Annotated in this window: 18 protein-coding genes; 16 read left to right on the top strand and 2 right to left on the bottom strand. The window is 58.7% G+C overall.

Going from position 1 to position 18,986, the window contains the following annotated elements:
• Positions 1–134: 134 nt before the first annotated feature.
• The 6 genes from sbmC (at position 135) to cobT (ending at position 5,197) form a co-directional block, all read left to right on the top strand.
• Positions 135–608, top strand: coding sequence for a DNA gyrase inhibitor SbmC (gene sbmC, locus GV764_RS00240; protein ID WP_161658502.1), 474 nt, complete (start codon positions 135–137; stop codon positions 606–608).
• A 124-nt stretch (positions 609–732) separates the two neighbouring features.
• The gene (locus GV764_RS00235; protein WP_161658500.1) at positions 733–1,791 is read left to right on the top strand and encodes an FUSC family protein; all 1,059 of its coding nucleotides are present in this window, start codon (positions 733–735) and stop codon (positions 1,789–1,791) included.
• 162 nt (positions 1,792–1,953) lie between these two features.
• Positions 1,954–2,286, top strand: coding sequence for a DUF496 family protein (locus GV764_RS00230; RefSeq protein ID WP_125292372.1), 333 nt, complete (start codon positions 1,954–1,956; stop codon positions 2,284–2,286).
• A 141-nt stretch (positions 2,287–2,427) separates the two neighbouring features.
• Complete coding sequence (cbiB, locus tag GV764_RS00225; RefSeq protein ID WP_161658498.1) at positions 2,428–3,375, top strand: adenosylcobinamide-phosphate synthase CbiB; 948 nt, start codon at positions 2,428–2,430, stop codon at positions 3,373–3,375.
• Between the two features lie 23 nt (positions 3,376–3,398).
• On the top strand, positions 3,399–4,139 hold the full coding sequence (gene cobS / locus GV764_RS00220; RefSeq protein WP_161658496.1) for an adenosylcobinamide-GDP ribazoletransferase: 741 nt from the start codon (positions 3,399–3,401) through the stop codon (positions 4,137–4,139).
• Between the two features lie 11 nt (positions 4,140–4,150).
• Complete coding sequence (gene cobT / locus GV764_RS00215) at positions 4,151–5,197, top strand: nicotinate-nucleotide--dimethylbenzimidazole phosphoribosyltransferase (RefSeq protein WP_161658494.1); 1,047 nt, start codon at positions 4,151–4,153, stop codon at positions 5,195–5,197.
• A 1-nt stretch (position 5,198) separates the two neighbouring features.
• Here the strand turns inward: cobT and GV764_RS00210 are convergent, their stop codons facing one another.
• Positions 5,199–6,128 carry a LysR substrate-binding domain-containing protein gene (locus GV764_RS00210; protein ID WP_161658492.1) on the bottom strand — a complete coding sequence of 310 codons (930 nt, stop codon included), beginning with the start codon at positions 6,126–6,128 and terminating at the stop codon, positions 5,199–5,201.
• Positions 6,129–6,495: 367 nt separating this feature from the next.
• Here GV764_RS00210 and GV764_RS00205 point away from each other — a divergent pair, with 367 nt between their 5' ends.
• The 7 genes from GV764_RS00205 to GV764_RS00175 all read left to right on the top strand — a co-directional run bounded on the left by GV764_RS00205 (position 6,496) and on the right by GV764_RS00175 (position 15,101).
• A complete protein-coding gene (locus tag GV764_RS00205; protein ID WP_161658491.1) occupies positions 6,496–7,101 on the top strand; it encodes an ankyrin repeat domain-containing protein in 606 nt (201 codons plus the stop codon).
• Positions 7,102–7,113: 12 nt separating this feature from the next.
• Positions 7,114–8,043: an oxamate carbamoyltransferase subunit AllH family protein gene (locus tag GV764_RS00200; protein WP_161658489.1), complete on the top strand. Its 930-nt coding sequence runs from the start codon at positions 7,114–7,116 to the stop codon at positions 8,041–8,043.
• Positions 8,021–9,562 (top strand): acyl-CoA synthetase FdrA, encoded by a 1,542-nt coding sequence (fdrA, locus tag GV764_RS00195; protein WP_161658487.1) that lies wholly within the window; start codon positions 8,021–8,023, stop codon positions 9,560–9,562. The genes GV764_RS00200 and fdrA overlap by 23 nt, the downstream gene beginning before the upstream one ends.
• A complete protein-coding gene (locus GV764_RS00190; protein WP_161658485.1) occupies positions 9,562–10,983 on the top strand; it encodes a YlbE family protein in 1,422 nt (473 codons plus the stop codon). Before fdrA ends, GV764_RS00190 begins: the two co-directional genes overlap by 1 nt.
• 138 nt (positions 10,984–11,121) lie before the next feature.
• Entirely contained in the window at positions 11,122–12,684 is a 1,563-nt protein-coding gene (locus tag GV764_RS00185; protein WP_161658483.1) for a xanthine permease, read from the top strand.
• Positions 12,685–12,736: 52 nt separating this feature from the next.
• Positions 12,737–13,687: a carbamate kinase family protein gene (locus tag GV764_RS00180; RefSeq protein WP_161658481.1), complete on the top strand. Its 951-nt coding sequence runs from the start codon at positions 12,737–12,739 to the stop codon at positions 13,685–13,687.
• 19 nt (positions 13,688–13,706) lie between these two features.
• Positions 13,707–15,101, top strand: a complete 1,395-nt coding sequence (locus GV764_RS00175) for an amidohydrolase family protein (RefSeq protein WP_161658479.1) — start codon at positions 13,707–13,709, stop codon at positions 15,099–15,101.
• Between the two features lie 34 nt (positions 15,102–15,135).
• Here GV764_RS00175 and GV764_RS00170 read toward each other — a convergent pair whose 3' ends face one another.
• Positions 15,136–16,044, bottom strand: a complete 909-nt coding sequence (locus GV764_RS00170; protein ID WP_161658478.1) for a dihydrodipicolinate synthase family protein — start codon at positions 16,042–16,044, stop codon at positions 15,136–15,138.
• Between the two features lie 317 nt (positions 16,045–16,361).
• On the opposite strand from GV764_RS00170, the gene GV764_RS00165 reads away from it, so the two are divergent.
• From GV764_RS00165 to GV764_RS00155, 3 genes are read left to right on the top strand one after another with little or no spacing between them, the layout of a single operon-like run.
• Positions 16,362–16,901 carry a 2,4'-dihydroxyacetophenone dioxygenase family protein gene (locus GV764_RS00165; protein WP_125292359.1) on the top strand — a complete coding sequence of 180 codons (540 nt, stop codon included), beginning with the start codon at positions 16,362–16,364 and terminating at the stop codon, positions 16,899–16,901.
• Positions 16,902–16,946: 45 nt separating this feature from the next.
• Positions 16,947–18,275 (top strand): MFS transporter, encoded by a 1,329-nt coding sequence (locus GV764_RS00160; RefSeq protein ID WP_161658476.1) that lies wholly within the window; start codon positions 16,947–16,949, stop codon positions 18,273–18,275.
• Entirely contained in the window at positions 18,259–18,978 is a 720-nt protein-coding gene (locus tag GV764_RS00155; RefSeq protein WP_125292357.1) for an SDR family NAD(P)-dependent oxidoreductase, read from the top strand. The genes GV764_RS00160 and GV764_RS00155 overlap by 17 nt, the downstream gene beginning before the upstream one ends.
• Positions 18,979–18,986 lie beyond the last annotated feature (8 nt).

Genomic DNA, 18,986 nt, shown 5'->3' with positions numbered 1-18,986 from the left:
ACTTAACCCCTCGTTTTCTGAAAACGACTTTTCCGCGAGTGCGCTCACAAATTAAGCACACTATGCTTTAGAGCGCCCGTGCAAAACGTATAATACTGTTTGCATATACAGTTATTTCACAGCGAGGAACGATCATGGATTATCAGATTCAGCAAGCCGAAACCCGTCGCATTGCCGGGTTTCATTTCGTTGGCCCCTGGGATAAAACCGTTCCTCAGGGGTTTGAGCAACTGATGATGTGGGTGGACAGCAACCAAATCCAACCGCTGGAGTGGATTGCCGTTTATTACGACAACCCGGACAGGGTGCCCGCAGAGAAACTGCGCTGCGATACCGCCGTCACCGTGCCGGAAAACTTTGCCATCCCTGCCAACAGTGAAGGCGTTATTGCAACTGAAGTGGCGGGCGGGCAATATGCGGTAGCGCAGGCGCGCGTTGAAAATCATGATTTTGAAACACCCTGGCGGCTGTTTTTCAATAGCCTGCTCGAAGACGTGAAGTACCAAATCGCCCCTAAACCCTGCTTCGAAATCTACCTCAACGACGGCGCAAAGGAGGGCTACTGGGACATCAACATGTTCTTGCCGGTTGAGCCTAAACACGCGTAACTCGCCCTGAGCGGGCATGACGTCGCCGTTATTCGCCGCAATAACGGCGCGTTTAACCCGATGTGTTGATACCAGGCGGCAAAAATCCCGGTACAATGCGGGTTTTTTCATGCGGAGTGCCGGTGTGCGTCCTGATAAATCATTAAGCCCTTTCGAAATTCGGCTCTATCGTCATTACCGCCTGGTGCACGGCGTGCGTATCGCGCTGGCCTTCACGCTGACGTTTTTACTGGTTCGCCTGCTGAATGTGCCGGAGGGGACCTGGCCGCTGATTACGCTGGTGGTGGTGATGGGGCCGATCTCGTTTTGGGGCAACGTGGTGCCGCGCGCCTTTGAGCGCATCGGGGGGACGATTTTTGGCGCGTCGGTGGGGTTGATCGCCCTGAAGCTGGAGCTGATTTCCCTGCCGATTATGCTGCTGTGGTGCGCGCTGGCGATGTTTATCTGCGGCTATCTTACGCTTGGCAAACGGCCTTACCAGGCGCTGCTGATAGGCATTACGCTTTCCGTGGTGGTGGGCGCGCCGGCGGGGGATCTGCAGATCGCGCTGTGGCGCAGCGGCGACGTGATTTTAGGGTCGCTGCTGGCGATGCTGTTTACCAGCATCTATCCCCAGCGCGCGTTTATTCACTGGCGCATCCAGATGGCGACGTTCGCGCATAATTTTACCCGGCTTTCGCAGGCCGGATTTTCGCCCAACCTGGTCGAACGGCCCCGGCTTGATAAATCGCTGCACGCCATGTTGAGCGACGTGGTGAAAATGCGCGCCCTGATTGTCCCTGCCAGTAAAGAAACCCATATTCAGAAATCGGTGTTCGAGGCGATCCAGACCGTCAGCCGCAACCTGGTGTGTACCCTGGAACTCCAGCTCAATGCCCACTGGGCGACCCGGGAAAGCCATTTTGTGATGATTAACGCCCATACCCTGCGCGAAACCCAGCAGATGACCCACCATACCCTGGCGGCGCTGTCGAAGGCGCTGTACGAAGGTAACCCTTCCCCGGCAGCGGCCAATAACGCGAAGCTGGCGGAAATTGTCGGTGAACTGCGCCAGATGATGCGCCAGGACGAAGGCAGCGCGCTGCATGAAACCTCGATTCACGGCTACGTGTGGCTAAGCCTGGAACTGGCGCGTCAACTGGAGCTGTTATCGCACCTGATCTGCCGGGCATTGCGTAAATAAAAACCATACGAAACCGCATGGATATATTGCTGGTTTCGATTCAGCAGGAATTCAGCGTATGATTAGGGTAGGGTATTAACCGTTGTCATGCGCAGCCGTTGCCGGTTATGTTTGTCGCTGCGGCTTGAACGAATCAGAGTCTCAATTATCAGGGGTGTAAATATGGAAAATGGCAAACCTTCATTCCAGGACGTACTGGAGTTCGTGCGTTTGTTCCGTCGTAAAAACAAACTGCAACGCGAAATTCAGGACGTAGAGAAGAAGATCCGTGACAACCAGAAACGCGTGCTGTTGCTCGACAACCTGAGCGATTACATCAAGCCAGGCATGAGCATTGAAGCCATTCAGGGCATCATCGCCAGCATGAAAACCGACTATGAAGATCGCGTGGATGACTACATCATCAAAAACGCCGAGCTGTCTAAAGAGCGTCGTGAGATCTCCAAAAAGCTCAAAGTCATGGGCGAACTGAAAGTACCTGACATCAAAGAATGATTCAGTAAGACGGCGGCAAGGGCTATTCCTGCCGCCGTTTTTCATTCTGCGTAAGTCAACCGGAGCGTGTATCCCGCGACGCCGGATAACTGAAACTCAACGTCCTCTACACACTTATCACTGGCGCGACGGGAAATCCTGATGACGCTTCTCATCTGGTGGGCAGCCTGGCTGCTCGATTGTTGGCTTGGCGATCCGCAACACTGGCCGCACCCCATCCGCGTAATCGGCAATGTTATTCATCTGGTGCAGCGCGCCGTGCGCCGCGTCTGCCGTAGCGAGCTGTCCCTGACGCTGGGCGGCGCATTGCTGTGGCTGATTGTGGTGGGTGCAACCTGGGCGCTATCCTGGGCCATACTGGCGCTGGCGTATGGCATACACGCATGGCTGGGCGTGGCGCTGGAAATCTGGATGATCTACACCCTGCTGGCCGGGCGTTGCCTTGGCGATGCCGCGCGGGAGGTAGAAAAACCGTTGCGTGCGGGGGACCTGGCCCGCAGCCGTGAAAAACTGTCATGGATCGTCGGGCGCGATACCTCTCAGCTTCAGCCGCCGCAAATCACCCGCGCGGTGGTGGAAACCGTGGCTGAAAACAGCGTCGATGGCGTGATTGCGCCGCTGTTTTTCCTGCTGCTGGGCGGCGCGCCGCTGGCGATGGCCTACAAAGCGGTCAACACCCTCGACTCGATGGTCGGCTATAAGCACGAAAAGTACCGGGCGATAGGCAGGGTGTCGGCGCGCATGGATGACATCGCTAACTTTATTCCGGCGCGTATCAGCTGGCTGCTGCTGGCGCTGGCGGCAGCGTTGTGCGGCAATGATCATAAATCCGCGCTACGCACTGGCTGGCGTGACCGACGCAATCACAGCAGCCCCAACTGCGCCTGGCCGGAAGCCACGGTCGCAGGCGCGTTGGGGATCCGGCTGGGCGGACCCAACGATTATTTTGGCGAACGGGTAGAGAAACCCTGGATTGGCGATGCGACGCGCGAAGTGAGCGTTGACGACATCCCGGCGACGATTCGTCTGATGAACGTTGCGTCGCTGCTGGCGCTGATATTATTCAGCCTGCTTTATCTCTTGTTTTAAGTTTTCAGCATCACGGAGAAAAAATGATACGGACTTTTTTTGCCACACTCGCCTTTATGAGCCGCCTGCCGGTGCCTTACCGCTGGTCGCAGGGGCTGGAGCTGGACCAGTATTCGCGCGGCATCGTGGTTTTCCCGTGGGTGGGCCTGGTGCTCGGCGCGATTGCCGCCGCGGTGTTTATGCTGCTTGCGCCCTGGTGCGGCACGCCGCTGGCCGCGCTGTTTTACGTACTGGCGCTGGCGCTGCTGACCGGCGGCTTTCATCTGGATGGCCTTGCGGATACCTGCGACGGACTGTTCTCCGCCCGTATCCGCGAGAAAAAGCTGGAGATCATGCGCGACAGCCGCCTTGGCACGCACGGCGGGTTGGGGCTGATTTTTGTCCTGCTGGCGAAAGTGCTGGTGGTGAACGAACTGGCGCTGCGCGGCTATTCGATGCTGCCGGTGCTGATTCTGGCAAGCGTGGTAGGGCGCGGCGCGGTGGTGTTGCTGATGTATCGCCAGCGCTACGCCCGCGACAACGGGCTCGGCAATATCTTTATCGGCAAAGTCACGCTGGCGCAAACCGCGATAACGCTGGCGACCAGCGCGGCGCTGTGCCTGGTTCTGCTTCCCGGCGGCGGCCTGCTGGCGTGGTTTCTCGCCACCGTCGCCATCGCGATGATCGGCTTTGCCATCAAACGTACCCTGCGCGGCCAGACCGGCGACACCCTTGGCGCAGCCATTGAGCTGGGCGAAGTCATTTTTCTTATTGCCCTTTTATAACGAGCACGCACATGCAAACACTGGCCTCACTGATTAACGCAATCCCCCCTCTTGACGATAACGCCATGCGTCAGGCGCAAAACCATCTTGACGGCCTGCTGAAGCCGCCGGGAAGCCTGGGCCGGCTGGAAAGCCTGGCGGTGCAACTGGCCGGGATGCCGGGGTTTCACGGTAAGCCGCAGCAGGCACAAAAGGCCATTCTGGTGATGTGCGCGGATCATGGCGTGTATGACGAACAGGTGACCATTTCGCCGAAAGCGGTCACCGCCATCCAGGCGATGAACATGCTGCGCAACAATACCGGCGTGTGCGTACTGGCGAAGCAGGCAGGGGCGGATGTGCATGTGATTGATATCGGCATCGACAGCGATCCGCTACCGGGGATTTTCAGCCTGAAAGTGGCGCGCGGCAGCGGCAATATTGCCCGGGAGCCCGCGATGTCGCGCCAGGTGGCGAACGCATTGCTGGTCAGCGTGATCACCCATACCTGCGAGCTGGCGAATCGCGGCGTGAAGGTGTTTGGCGTGGGCGAACTCGGCATGGCGAACACCACCCCGGCGGCGGCGATGGTCAGCGTGCTGGCCGATGCCTCTCCCGCCGACGTGGTGGGGTTTGGCGCCAACTTCCCGGCGGACAGAATCGCCCATAAGGTGGCGGTGGTGCAGCAGGCGATTGCCCTGAACCAGCCGGATGCCAGCGACGGTGTCGACGTGCTGGCAAAAGTCGGCGGATTTGACCTGTTGGGGATGACCGGCGCGATCCTCGGCGCGGCGCGCTGCGGTTTGCCGGTGGTGCTGGACGGCTTTCTCTCCTACGCGGCGGCGCTGGCGGCCTGCAAAATCGCGCCTGGGGTAAAACCTTATCTGATCCCGTCGCATTTTTCGGCGGAAAAGGGCGCGGCCATTGCCTTACACGCGCTGGGGTTGGAGCCGTATCTGCATATGGGAATGCGCCTTGGCGAAGGCAGCGGCGCGGCGCTGGCGATGCAACTGGTGGATGCCGCCTGCGCGATTTACACCGAGATGGGCAGCCTGGCGGAGAGCAATATCCGGTTATGATTTACTCGCGCCACAGCAGATCCTGATAAATCGCCGTCAGCACGCCGTCCGGGGCAAACTGCTTTTTGATCCACTGCGTCACTTGCCCGGTGGCGGCGTGCTGCGTCGCCAGCAGCATCCGCGAATCCTGGCGCGGGTTATGGATGGTTTTGGTCACCAGCAGACCATGCTCTTTGGGCTCTTTCACCATATAGGCCGGTAAAAAGCCGATGCCTTCGCCCAGAATCTGGCACTGGCATTTGGTATTGAAGTCCGGCACCAGAATCGCTTCCTGCCCGTGCAGCAGCCAGCCGACTTTTTTATTAATGGTGTGGGCGGTGTCTTCCACCATGATGTTGGGGTACAGCCGCAGCTGGCTTTCGGTGATCGGCTCCGGCATCAGCGCCAGCGGGTGGGTCGGCGCAATGGCGAACTCCCAACGCACCGCGCCGATTTCCGTGTAATCGATGCCGCCGCCGTCCAGCAGGGTATCGGGCGCGCCAATAGCAATATTGGCCTGGTTATTAATGATCGAATCCCATACCCCGTTATACACCTCCGTCGTGACGGTGATCTGGCAGGTGGGGAACTGCTTTTTGAGGATTTGCAGCAGCTTCGCGGTGTGGCGCGGCGTATAAAGCAGCTGGTTTATGCAAATCCGCACCCGGGCTTCAATGCCCTGGGCGATGGTATCAATGCCGCGCTTGATAGCGTGAAAGTCATTCAGTAAATCGATGGCTTTGCGATAAAAGTAAAACCCTGATTCGGTCAGCTCAATGCTGCGGGTATTACGCTCAAACAGCACCACGTCGAGATAGGTTTCAATACGCTTGATGGTGTAACTCACTGCTGACGTCGTCACGCCCAGCTCCTCTGCGGCCTTGCTGAAACTGGCGTAGCGGGCGGCCATGGTGAAGGTGTGCAGGTTCTCTTCGGTAAAGATGGAATTCATGACGATTTTCCTTATCAGCGACGCGGCGTCAGTTTTGAATACAATTTAACACTGTTGTTACAATAAACCCGTCCCGCTTCACGTTTTCAGCATTTAATGAAAACGCTTCTCATCGAGAGAGCTGAAACTGCGTCTCAGCCTTTCATTTATGCGTTCGAAATGTGAGCGCGGCACGCTCAAACGGTGCGCTGCCGCACACAATAGCCCGATTATCAAAATTTCTTCAACAATCCATCCCCTTCCGATGAATGCATTTCAAACGGATGTTATTCACCGGACAGTGTTGCTATTCTCAGAATCAGTAAACATCCAATGATTAGCCAGAGCGAAATATTTTATTTCTGCTGGCCCTGACGGGGAGAACCCTATGTCTCAGAATGAACTGATTAGCGAATTTTTGCTTGCCGCCCGGCAGGGCGATGTCAATGCCCTGAAAGCCTGCCTGGAAAACGGCGTGGATATTAATTGCACTAACCGCCAGGGAAGAACGGCAATTACACTCGCCAGCCTGAATAAGCAGTATGAGGCAGTCTCTTTTTTAATTTCTGAAGGCGCAGATATCGATAAGCAAGACGAAACCTGTTTTAACCCGTTCCTGTTAAGCTGCCTGAATAATGACTTAACCCTGCTGCGCATTGTATTACCTGCCAAACCCGATTTAACTCGTCTGACCCGTTTCGGCGGCGTGGGAATTACGCCGGCCAGTGAAAAAGGCCACGTGGAAATTGTCCGGGAATTATTAACCAAAACCGAAATTAATTTTAATCACACCAACTTTGTCGGCTGGACGCCCTTACTGGAAGCCATCGTACTCAACGACGGCGGCGAAAAGCAGCAGGAAATCGTTAAGCTGCTGCTGGACCACGGCGCCAACCCGCATATGACCGACAAATACGGCAAAACGCCTCTCGAACTGGCGCGTGAAAAGGGCTATGACGCCATCGCCCAGCTGCTGGTCAACGCGGGCGCCTGACGGGAGGTTCGCGTGAACCCTTTCGCGTCGGCTGACGGGCAGACGTTCACGGCGCTTTCGGCGGACAGCCAGTTTTTACAAGCGCCAGCATTCAGCGGGCGCGTGGAGCAATGTTTCGATAAAGCCGTCAATCTGGTTTGCCCGCAGGGTTTGCAGCGCTTCACCCTGCTGTCGGCGGGCAGCGATAACGCCCCCAACAGCTGCCGGTTAGCGTTATCGACCTTTGCAGGGCTATTACAACCCGGCGATCCGGTGTACTGGCAGGGAAACTGGCTGAGGATCGGCCAGCGAATGCGGATTGATTTTCGAACGTGCCAGCAGTGGCAACCGGAAATACTCTGCTGGAAAAGTGAAGCATTAGGCGCGTTTTGCCAACAGCAACAGGGCGAAACGCTGGCAACCCTCATTGAACAGGCGATACCGCGCAACGCGTCATTATTTCATTATTGCGCTGATAATATTTTTTACCGGCAGCTGGCAAAACAATTAACCGACGCGCGCGGAAAATTAACCGACGGATTAAAACGGCGCGATAAACAATACAGTGAAGCGGCTTTTCAGCAACTATTAGGCTTAGGCATTGGATTAACGCCGGGCGGCGATGATTATTTGGTGGGGCTGAGTGCGGTTTTATTTATTACTGGTAGCCCGGGCCGGCAATTTCAGGATGATTTTTTACGCTGGCTGAATAAATATCATCAGCAAACCACGCCGCTCAGCGCGCTGACTCTGAATGAGGCGATTCACCAGCGTTATCGCGAAGTGATTTATTTATTGATTAAAAAATTAACCCTGGAAAATCGCGGCAATATTCTGCGCGAAATACAGGGCGTGATGAAAATAGGGTCAAGCTCAGGATGCGACATGCTGTACGGCATGGCCGACGCCCTGCTATTGACGCAATATTTTGGAGGAGAATATGTCAACCAGGATCGTGATTAAAAAGAACACCTATTTTGATTCCGTGTCGCTTATGTCGATTTCAACCAAAGCTAACCAGCTGGATGGCGTGGAGCAGGCGTTTGTGGCGATGGCCACCGAAATGAACAAAGGGGTGTTGCGTAACCTTGATCTGCTGACGCCGGAACTGGAAGCGGCGAAAAGCGGCGACTTGATGATTGTGATTAAGGGCGATGAGGCGGCGAACGACGCTTCGCTGGCCGCTATCGAAGCGCTGTTTATCCGTAAAGAGAGCAGCGGCAGCCACGAAGCGCGCTTCGCCACGCTCAATTCTGCCCGCCAGCACCTGCCGGACAGCAACCTGGCGGTGATTTCCGTCAATGGCGCATTCGCGGCGCGGGAAGCGCGCCAGGCGCTGGAAAACGATCTCAACGTGATGCTGTTTTCTGACAACGTCTCCCTCGACGACGAGCTGGCGTTAAAAACGCTGGCACATGAAAAAGGCTTGCTGATGATGGGGCCGGACTGCGGCACCGCCATCCTCAACGGCGCGGGGCTGTGCTTTGCCAACGCGGTGCGCCGCGGGCGTATCGGCATTATCGGCGCGTCGGGGACCGGCAGCCAGGAGCTGAGCGTGCGCATCCACGATTTCGGCGGCGGCGTGTCGCAGCTGATCGGCACCGGCGGGCGCGATCTCAGCGAGAACATCGGCGGCCTGATGATGCTCGACGCGCTGGCGATGCTGGAGAATGACCCGGAAACCGACGTCATCGCGCTGATTTCCAAGCCGCCCGCGCCGTCGGTGGCTCAAAAGGTGTTAGCCCGCGCTGAAGCCTGCGCCAAGCCGGTAGTGGTGTGTTTCCTCGGCGCGGAGCCGCAGGCCGATAAACCTGGGCTGATTTTCGCGCGCGGCACCAAAGAAGCCGCCCTGAAGGCGGTGCTGCAAACCGGCGTCGATGAGTCCTGCATTGATTTGCATCCGCTGAACTGGCCGCTGATCCACGAAGTGCGCGCCAGACTCAACCCGCAGCAAAAATACATCCGTGCGCTGTTTTGCGGCGGCACCCTGTGCGATGAGGCGATGTTTGCGGCGCTGGAAAAATACCCCGACGTTTACAGCAACATCCAGCCGGACCCGGAACGCCGCCTGCGCGACGTCAATCAGAGCATCGCCCACACCTTCCTGGACTTTGGCGATGATGACTTCACCAACGGCAAACCGCACCCGATGATCGATCCGACCAACCGCATCAGCCGTTTACTCCAGGAAGCGCGCGACCCGGAAGTGGGGGTGATCGCCATGGACTTCGTGCTCGGCTTCGGGGCGCATGAAGATCCGGTGGGCGTGATGATCGACGCCATCAAACAGGCTAAACAGATCGCCGCCGACGCGGGCCGCCATCTGGAGATCCTCGGCTACGTGCTGGGCACCGATCTCGATACGCCGTCGCTGGCCGCCCAATGCAACATGCTGACCGACGCCGGGGTTACCTGGGCGAGCAGCAGCACCAATACAGGACTACTGGCGCGTGAATTTGTCTGGAAAGGGGAGAATGCCTGATGAGCCGTCCAACACTGTTTAGCCAACCGCTGAATGTTATCAACATCGGGATTGCCCGTTTTAGCGAAGATTTAAAGCAGCAGCACGTGGCGGTCACCCAGCTTGACTGGACGCCGCCGGGGCTTGGCAACCTGGAGGTGGTGCGCGTACTGGATAAGCTCGCCGCGCCGCAGCTGGCGGAGAAAATCGCCGCCGCCAACGCCCGGGCGCTGGAGCGCATCATTCAGTCCCATCCGGTGCTGGTGGGTTATGACCAGGCCATCAACGTGGTGCCGGGCATGACCCGCAACACCATCCTGCACGCCGGGCCGCCGGTAAGCTGGGAAAACATGTGCGGCGCAATGAAAGGCGCAGTCACCGGGGCGCTGGTGTTTGAAGGGCTGGCGCGGGATCTGGATGACGCCGCGCGGCTTGCCGCCTCCGGGGAGATCATCTTCTCGCCGTGCCACGAGCATGACTGCGTCGGCTCGATGGCGGGGGTGACCTCGGCGTCGATGTTTATGCATATCGTCGAAAACAAAACTTACGGCAACCGCGCCTACACCAACCTCAGCGAGCAGATGGCGAAGATCCTGCGCATGGGGGCCAACGACCAGAGCGTGATCGACCGGTTGATCTGGATGCGCGACGTGCTCGGCCCGATGCTGCGCGACGCCATGAAACTGGCCGGGGAGATCGACCTGCGGCTGATGCTGGCCCAGGCGCTGCATATGGGCGACGAGTGCCACAACCGCAACAACGCGGGCACCACGCTGCTGATCCAGGCGCTGACGCCGTATTTAATCCAGACCGATTTTTCCGTGGCGCAGCAAAAAGAGGTGTTCGATTTTGTCGCCAGCAGCGATTACTTCTCGGGCCCGACCTGGATGGCGATGTGTAAAGCGGCGATGGACGCGGCGCACGGCATCGAATACAGCACCGTGGTCACGACCATGGCGCGTAACGGCTACGAGTTCGGCCTGCGGGTTTCCGGCCTGCCGGGGCAGTGGTTCACCGGCCCGGCGCAGCAGGTGATTGGCCCGATGTTCGCCGGGTTCAAACCGGAGGATTCCGGGCTGGATATCGGCGACAGCGCCATTACCGAAACCTACGGCATTGGCGGTTTCGCCATGGCGACCGCCCCGGCGATTGTCGCGCTGGTGGGCGGCACCGTGGACGAGGCGGTGGATTTTTCGCGCCAGATGCGGGAGATCACCCTCGGCGAGAACCCCAACGTCACCATTCCGTTGCTCAACTTTATGGGCATTCCCACCGCCATTGACATCACCCGGGTGGGCAACAGCGGCATTCTGCCGGTGATTAACACCGCTATCGCCCACAAAGACGCGGGCATCGGCATGATTGGCGCGGGCATCGTTCATCCGCCGTTCGACTGTTTTGAAAAAGCTCTGCTCGCCTTTAGCGACCGGTACAGCCAATAACCCTAAACGGGCGGCGTTACGGCGTCGCCCGACGGTTCGCGAAAGGAGGTTTCACCTGCACGAATTACCGGACCTTGCGCCTGGCCCAGACCCGGCGGGGGAGTGTAGCGCGATTTACTGACCTTGAAGGATAGTTCCATGAGTAAGATAAAACTTGAATGGAAACGGGGTGACTGGGCGGCCTATTTTGGCCTGATGACCAACAACCTGACCAACCTGCTGACCATGATGGGGTTGTTGATTTTTGTGGTCGGCATTCCGAAAGAAATTGTCTATGGCCGTATTGCCCCGGCGTTTGGTTTAGCGGTGCTGGTGGCGAGCCTGAGCTATACCTGGTTTGGCCTGCAACTGGCGCGCCAGACCGGGCGTAAAGATGTGACCGCCTTGCCGTCCGGCCCCAGCGCGCCGTCGATTTTCACCGTGACGTTTCTGGTGCTGATGCCGGTTTACCAGACCACCGGCGATGCGGATTTCGCCATCCAGATCGGCCTGGTGTGGTGCTTTGTGGAAGCGCTGATCCTGGCGGGCGGATCGTTCCTCGGCGAAACCATCCGGAAGATGATCCCGCGTACCGTGCTGCTGTCGTGCCTCTCCGGCCTGGGGCTTCTGCTGCTGGCGATGAACCCGATGCTGCAAGCCTTTGAAGCGCCGACGGTGTCGTTTATCGTCCTGCTGCTGATTTTCATTAACTGGTTCGGCAAAAAGCCGATCTTCGCGCGTATTCCTACCGGCTTATTGCTGCTGATTGCCGGTACTGCGCTGGCATGGATTTCCGGCCTGCAAAGCCCGGACGCCATCAAAGCCTTCATGTCGTCATTCGGCTTTAACCCGCCGGAAGTGCATATCGACAGCTTTATGCAGGGGCTGCCGCACGCGCTGCCGTACCTGGCATCCGCAGTGCCGCTGGGGCTGGCGAACTACATTTTCGACCTCGAAAACATCGAGAGCGCCCACGCGGCGGGGGATGAGTACAACACCCGCAAAGTGATGCTGGCGAACGGGCTTTCTTCAATGCTCGGCTGCCTGATGGGCAACCCGTTCCCGGTGACCGTGTATGTCGGTCACGCGGGCTGGAAAGCCATGGGCGCCAGCATCGGTTATACCCTGGCGTCCGGCGTGACCATGTTTATCGTCCCGCTGTTCGGTCTCGGGGCCTTTATGCTGGCGGTGATCCCGATGACCGCCATCGTGCCGATTCTGGTATTTATCGGCGTGGTTACCGCCAACCAGGTGGTGAGGGAAACGCCCAAACTTGAGGTGCCGGTCATCTTCATCTGTCTGTTCCCGTGGATCGCCAACTGGGCGCTGACCATGGTCAACAGCGTGATGAACGCGGCGGGCACCTCGGCGGCGAAACTCGGCACCGACCTGCTACACAGCAAAGGCGTTTACTACCAGGGGCTGATGCACCTCGGCAACGGCGCGCCGCTGGCCAGTATGATTTGGGGCTGCCTGGCGATTTTCGCCATCATGAACCGCCCGCTGCGCGGCGCAGTAGCCGCGGCCACCGGGGCGCTGCTGGCGCTGTTCGGCGTGATCCACGCGCCGGTCGTGGGCTTCGCGAAAGGCTCATCGCTGATTTTCGTCACTGCCTATCTGATGATGGCTGGCATGTTCGTACTGAAACACTGGCTGGACAGCCGCGAAAAATCCTCTGATCTGCAGGTCTCTTCCACGGATGAAACCACCAAAACCGCATAACCCCTGACGGCAGGCGGACTCCCGCCTGCCGCACTCTGGACAGGAACTCGACATGAAACAACGCGTGGTCGTCGCCATTGGCGGTAATGCCATTATTAAAGACAATGCCAGCCAGTCGGTTGAGCATCAGCAGGTTGCGGTAAACGAGATGGCGGAGTCCATCCTCGGGATGCTGGCGTCGGACTACGACATCGTGCTGACCCACGGCAACGGCCCACAGGTGGGGCTGGATCTGCGCCGCGCCGAAATCGCCCATGAGAAAGAGGGGCTGCCGCTGACGCCGCTGGCGAACTGCGTGGCGGATACCCAGGGCGGGATCGGTTATCTCATTCAGCAGGCGCTGAACAATAAACTGGCGCGGCACGGCGATAAAAAAGCGGTCACCGTGATCACCCAGGTGGAAGTCGATCAACACGACGCCGGATTTGCCGATCCCACCAAACCCATCGGCGCGTTTTTCGATGAGGCCCAGCGCGATGCGCTGTTGCAGGCGCATCCCGACTGGCGGTTTGTCGAGGATTCCGGGCGAGGCTATCGCCGGGTGGTGGCCTCGCCGCAGCCGGTGCGCATCGTGGAAGCCGAAGCCATCCGCGCGTTAATCGACCAGGGTTTTGTGGTGATTGGCGTGGGCGGCGGCGGCATCCCGGTCATCCGTGAACCGGGCGGCGAGTACCGCAGCGTGGACGCGGTGATCGATAAAGATCTCTCCACCACGCTGCTGGCGAAGGAAATCAACGCCGATATTCTGGCGATCACCACTGGCGTGGAGCAGGTGTGCGTCCATTTCGGCAAACCGCAGCAGCGGGCGCTGGGCACGGTGACCGTGACGGAGATGGAGCAGTACGTCGCCGAAGGCCATTTCCCGGCGGGCAGTATGCTGCCGAAAATCGAGGCCAGCCTGTCGTTTCTGCGCCATGGCGGCAAGCGGGTGATTATCACCACGCCCGAAAAGCTGCCCGCCGCGCTGAGCGGACAAACCGGCACCCACATTATTTGCCAGTGACTGAGACAAGGAGTAACCCATGAATCACAACGAAAACCCGGGCCGTCGCGCGTTTTTAAGCCACAGCGGCAAAGCGGTCGCCGCGTGCGCGCTGCTGGGCGCGGGCGGGCAACTGGCGTATGCTGCCGATCCCGCTCCCGGCACCGGTGAGGCATCGCGCACCATGAGCAGCATCAGCGAAAAACAGTACTATCTGGATAACGTGCGTCTTGAAAGCGGTTTTGACTGGCAGGGCGACACGGCGGTCAGCACCCAAACCGAACTGATGACGCTGGAAATCAGGGACGGCAAAATCGCCGCGCTGCTGGCTAACCATCAGCATCCCGACGCCACGCTGCCGCGCTACGACGCAGGCGGGCATCTGCTGCTGCCGGCGATGCGCGATATGCATATCCATCTGGATAAAACCTTCTACGGCGGCCCGTGGCGCGCGCTGTCGCGCCCGGAAGGCACCACCATCATGGATATGATCGAACTGGAGCGCAAACTGCTGCCGGAGCTGCAACCGTACACGCGCGAGCGCGCCGGAAAGCTGATCGATCTGCTGCAATCTAAAGGCACCTCTGTGGCGCGCAGCCACTGCAATATCGAGCCGGTATCCGGGCTGAAAAACCTCGAAAACCTGATGGCGGTGCTGGAGCAGCGTCAAGACGGTTTTGAGTGCGAAATCGTGGCCTTCCCCCAGCACGGGCTGTTGCTGTCGAAAAGCGAGCCGCTGATGCGCGAAGCGATGCAGGCGGGGGCGCACTACGTCGGCGGGCTGGACCCGACCAACGTCGACGGCGCGATGGAAAAATCCCTCGACACGATGTTCCAGATTGCCCTCGATTATAAAAAAGGCGTGGATATTCATCTGCATGAAACCAGCCCGGCGGGCGTGGCGGCGGTAAATTATATGATTGAAACCGTTGAGAAAACCCCGGAGCTGAAGGACAAGCTCACCATCAGCCACGCCTTTGCGCTGGCGACGCTTAGCCCGCAGCAGGTTGACGAGACCGCCACCCGGATGGCGGCGCAGGGCATTACTATTGCTTCAACCGTGCCGATTGGCACGCTGCATATGCCGCTCAGCCAGCTGAAACAAAAGGGCGTATTTGTGATGACCGGCACCGACAGCGTGATTGACCACTGGTCCCCGTTTGGCCTCGGCGACATGCTGGAGAAAGCCAATCTCTACGCCCAGCTTTATATTCGTCCCAACGAATTTACCCTGTCGCGCGCGCTGGCGATCGCCACCGGGGACGTCCTGCCGCTGGATGACAAAGGCCGACGCGCCTGGCCGAAGGCGCAGGATGACGCCAGCTTTGTGCTGGTGGAGGCGTCCTGCTCGGCGGAAGCGGTGGCGCGAATTTCACCCCGCGCGGCCACGTTCCACCGGGGGAGCCTGGTGTGGGGGAATATCACCAGAGCATAAAAGCAAACCGCCGTCGCAAGACGGCGGTATTGCGTTACATCACGCCGCTTGTTTGCAAAATCCCTTTAATCTGCATTTTCATCTCGTCCGTCAGCGGCGAGGCGGGCGGCAGGCTGTTGCAGGAGACGTCCAGCCCGGTCAGCTGCAACGCGTATTTGATGGCGTTGTAGAACGGTAAATCGATGCCGTACAGCGGCGGGATCAGCGACAGGCGCTGCTGGAGTGCTACCGCCGTGGCGTAATCCTGCTCGCGGTAGGCTTTAAGGATCCCGCAGGTCAGCTGCGGCGCAAAGTTAGCGCTGGCCGGAATACAGCCGTCGCCGCCCAGAATCAGCGTACCAAACAGATACTCATCGTAACCGGCAAAGACCGCGAAATCGGGCCGTACCGGTTTCACCGCCGCCAGGGTTTCGCGAATATGCGACAGCGTATCCACGGTATCCTTCAGGCCGACGATGTTCGGGCAGGTTTTCGCCAGCTCGACAATCACCGACACCGGCAGCGACTGCCCGGTCAGGGCCGGGAAGTTATACAGCATTACCGGCAATGCCAGCGCCTGGCTGATGCGCTGATAGTGGGCAATCAGATTGCTTTCGCTCAGCGGATTGTAAAACGGGTTAATCGCCACCACGCCGTCGGCTCCGCAGCGCTGGGCATGTAACCCCAGTTCAATCGCCTGTTGGGTGCCGGAATGCCCAATCCCGATCAAGACCGGTTTTCGTCCCGCTACCTGCTTCACGCAGAATTCGGCAATCTCCTGGCGCAGCGCATCAGACATATGGGCGAATTCGCCGGCGCTCCCAAGAAAGAACAGCCCGTCGATATCGCTGGCGACCAGGCGCTCTATCAGCCGCGCTTGTTCAGCGGGTGAAAAGCGGCCTTCGTCGTCGAACAGGGTGGCAACAGGGGGAATAACGCCATGAAACAGTGGGGTACTCATCATCAGGACTCCTGCGTTTAAGGGCAAAGGTAAGGGCAAGCAAAGCGGGTTTTTATCGATTCTCGCTAAAAGTGTATGTGGCGCATCATGCGGCGCAAGCGTCAGTTCCCATCTCTGGAATGCATGTCTCTATTTTTCAGAACCTCGTTTCAATTTAAACGCCAATACGGCTTTAGTTACGACAATGTTGCCGTGATGTATCAATTTGGTGATTTAAAGCACAATTATGAATGCGCTTTGTAGATCGCTGCGTTTTTACGCGTATACCTTCTTCATCCATATCATGGATTAGTTATCCACAATGTGAACAAGAGGATGCGATGAGTAATAACACACTGACCAACGATGCAGAAACCCTGCGCCGAATGCCGTATCAGTTTGACCAACCGAAAGAGATGATCCCGGATCTGGTGGTGCCTGGTGCGATCCCCAGCGACGAGCGCATCTGGGTGCCGCAGGCGGATAATGTCTGGTTTCGTCCGCTGTGCCTGAGCCGCTCCGGCGGGTACTGGATGAACCTGCTGCGGGTGCGTAAATCCGGCGTGCTTAGCCGTCACCGCCATCCGGGGCCGGTGCATGCCTTCGTGCTTAAAGGGCGCTGGCGTTATCTGGAGCACGACTGGGAAGCCACCGAAGGCGCATACGCGTTCGAGCCGCCGGGAGAAACCCATACCCTGGTGGTGGATGAAGGCGTGGAGGAGATGATCACCCTGTTCCAGGTGCACGGCTGCATGTATTACGTCGATCCGTGGGGCAATCACGCCGGGTTCGAAGACGTGTTCACCAAAATCGATATGTGCCGCAAGCACTACGCCGAATGCGGCCTGGGTGCGGATTACGTCGACCAATTCATCCGATAGCTGTCTGTCCTTTCACCTGCAGATAATAATTAAAGAGACATCGCTATGACTTCTGTACCTAAAACTCAACGCGTGGCGCGCATTCAGTTGGTTGCGATCCTGTTTCTGACGATTGCCGGCGTCATCAACTATATCGACCGCAGCGCGCTCTCCATCGCCAATACCACCATCCGCGAAGAGATGCACATTACGCCCACCGAGATGGGCTGGCTGCTGTCGGCGTTTTCCCTGGCTTATGCCTTTTCCCAGCTTCCGGTGGGCGCGCTGCTCGATCGCTTCGGCGCGCGCATGATGCTGGGTTTCGGCATGTTTTTCTGGTCGGTGGCGCAGGCCGCCTGCGGGATGGTCAACTCCCTGAGCACGTTCCTGGTTTCCCGTGCGGTGCTGGGCGTGGCGGAAGCGCCGCTGTTCCCGGCGGGCGCGAAAGTGATCAGCGAATGGTACAACCTGAAGGAGCGCGGTACGCCCACCGGGATATTCGTCGCCTCCAGCTGTATCGGCCCGTGCATCGCGCCGCCGCTGCTGACGGTGATTATGCTCACCGTCGGCTGGCGCTGGATGTTTATCATCACCGGTATCCTCGGCGTGATGCTGGCTATTGGCTGGTATCTGATTTATCGCAACCGCAATGAAGTGACGCTGACCCGGGAGGATAAACAGTACCTCGACGCTGGCGAGCGCTTCACCGAAACCGGGAAGAAAATCACCGGGCGCGAGTGGCGCGGGCTGTTCACGCACGCCACCACCTGGGGGATGCTGCTCGGGTTTATGGGCGTGATCTACATGGTCTGGCTGTATCTGACCTGGCTGCCGGGCTATCTGGAACATGCGCGCGGCTTGTCGCTGGCGCGTACCGGCTGGGTGGTGGCGATCCCGTATATTTTCGGCATGGTCGGCATGGTGGTCGCCGGGCGGGTGGTGGACATTTTAGCCAACCGCGGCATCAGCGTGATCAACAGCCGCAAGTGGCCGGTGTGCCTGGGCCTGCTGGGCGGTGCGGCGTTTACCGTACCGGCGATTTTCACCACCAGCACCACCCTGGCGGTGGGCTACATCTGCCTGGCGATGTTCTTTATTAACCTGGCGAGCGCCGCCTGCTGGACCATGGCGACGGTGATCGTGCCGAAGCGCCAGGTGGCCTCTCTCGGCAGCATCCAGAACTGCGGCGGCTACTTCGGCGGCTCCCTTGCCCCCATCATCACGGGCGCTATCGTTGAGCGCACCGGGGTATACGACAACGCGCTGCTGGTCAGCGCCGGGATCGCCGTGCTCGCCGCCGCCGTTTACTTCGTCTTAGTCAGAAAACCGCTGCCGGATGACAGCGCCGCCAGCGACATTCACCATGAGGCCAATAATTATGACGTTTCACGCTGAGCTTTTCGCCGGTAAAACCGCGCTGGTCACCGGCGGGACCTCCGGGATTGGGGCGGGCATCGCCACGCAGCTGTCGCAACTGGGGGCGACCGTGATCGCCGCCGGGGTCAATAGTGAATGCAATAACCTGCCGCAGGGCATCGCGATCCGCGAGCTGGATGTGCGCAACGCCACACAGATCCAGCATATTGTTGATGATCTGCCGCGGCTTGATATCCTCATCAACTGCGCCGGGGTGATTAAGCGCGGCGCCGAGCACCAGATTGATACTTTTGAGGACGTCATCGATATCAACCTGAACGGCACGCTGCGCTGCTGCGCCATCGCCCGACCTAAGCTTGCGCAGAGCGCGGGCTGCATCGTGAATACCGCCTCGATGCTGAGCTTTTTTGGCGGCGGGCTGGTGCCCGGCTACAGCGCCAGTAAAGGCGGCGTAATGCAGCTGACCAAATCCCTGGCGATTGCTTATGCCGACGAGCAGATCCGCGTTAACGCGGTCGCTCCTGGCTGGATCGCCACCCCATTAACCCAGGCGTTGCAGGATGATGCCGAACGCGCCGGGCCCATTCTCTCCCGCACCCCGCTAAAACGCTGGGGCACGCCGGAGGATGTGGCTCAGGCCGTCACCTTCCTGTGCAGCCCGGCGGCATCCTTTATTACCGGCACCATTCTGGCCGTGGATGGAGGATACCTGACCGTATAACCCGAAAA

Source organism: Atlantibacter hermannii (assembly GCF_009907385.1).
Classification (GTDB): domain Bacteria; phylum Pseudomonadota; class Gammaproteobacteria; order Enterobacterales; family Enterobacteriaceae; genus Atlantibacter; species Atlantibacter hermannii_A.
Note: the sequence above shows the minus strand (reverse complement) of the source record. Positions and strands in the feature narration are given on the sequence as shown.

Bases quoted from the DNA above. Each gene is read 5' to 3' on its own strand.
- GV764_RS00170 (WP_161658478.1), bottom strand. From the start codon at position 16,044: ATGATGAGTACCCCACTGTTTCATGGCGTTATTCCCCCTGTTGCCACC.
- GV764_RS00230 (WP_125292372.1), top strand. From the start codon at position 1,954: ATGGAAAATGGCAAACCTTCATTCCAGGACGTACTGGAGTTCGTGCGT.
- GV764_RS00180 (WP_161658481.1), top strand. From the start codon at position 12,737: ATGAAACAACGCGTGGTCGTCGCCATTGGCGGTAATGCCATTATTAAA.
- cbiB (WP_161658498.1), top strand. From the start codon at position 2,428: ATGACGCTTCTCATCTGGTGGGCAGCCTGGCTGCTCGATTGTTGGCTT.
- sbmC (WP_161658502.1), top strand. From the start codon at position 135: ATGGATTATCAGATTCAGCAAGCCGAAACCCGTCGCATTGCCGGGTTT.
- GV764_RS00210 (WP_161658492.1), bottom strand. From the start codon at position 6,128: ATGAATTCCATCTTTACCGAAGAGAACCTGCACACCTTCACCATGGCC.
- GV764_RS00175 (WP_161658479.1), top strand. From the start codon at position 13,707: ATGAATCACAACGAAAACCCGGGCCGTCGCGCGTTTTTAAGCCACAGC.
- GV764_RS00190 (WP_161658485.1), top strand. From the start codon at position 9,562: ATGAGCCGTCCAACACTGTTTAGCCAACCGCTGAATGTTATCAACATC.
- cobS (WP_161658496.1), top strand. From the start codon at position 3,399: ATGATACGGACTTTTTTTGCCACACTCGCCTTTATGAGCCGCCTGCCG.
- GV764_RS00185 (WP_161658483.1), top strand. From the start codon at position 11,122: ATGAGTAAGATAAAACTTGAATGGAAACGGGGTGACTGGGCGGCCTAT.
- GV764_RS00155 (WP_125292357.1), top strand. From the start codon at position 18,259: ATGACGTTTCACGCTGAGCTTTTCGCCGGTAAAACCGCGCTGGTCACC.
- GV764_RS00160 (WP_161658476.1), top strand. From the start codon at position 16,947: ATGACTTCTGTACCTAAAACTCAACGCGTGGCGCGCATTCAGTTGGTT.
- GV764_RS00205 (WP_161658491.1), top strand. From the start codon at position 6,496: ATGTCTCAGAATGAACTGATTAGCGAATTTTTGCTTGCCGCCCGGCAG.
- fdrA (WP_161658487.1), top strand. From the start codon at position 8,021: ATGTCAACCAGGATCGTGATTAAAAAGAACACCTATTTTGATTCCGTG.
- GV764_RS00165 (WP_125292359.1), top strand. From the start codon at position 16,362: ATGAGTAATAACACACTGACCAACGATGCAGAAACCCTGCGCCGAATG.
- cobT (WP_161658494.1), top strand. From the start codon at position 4,151: ATGCAAACACTGGCCTCACTGATTAACGCAATCCCCCCTCTTGACGAT.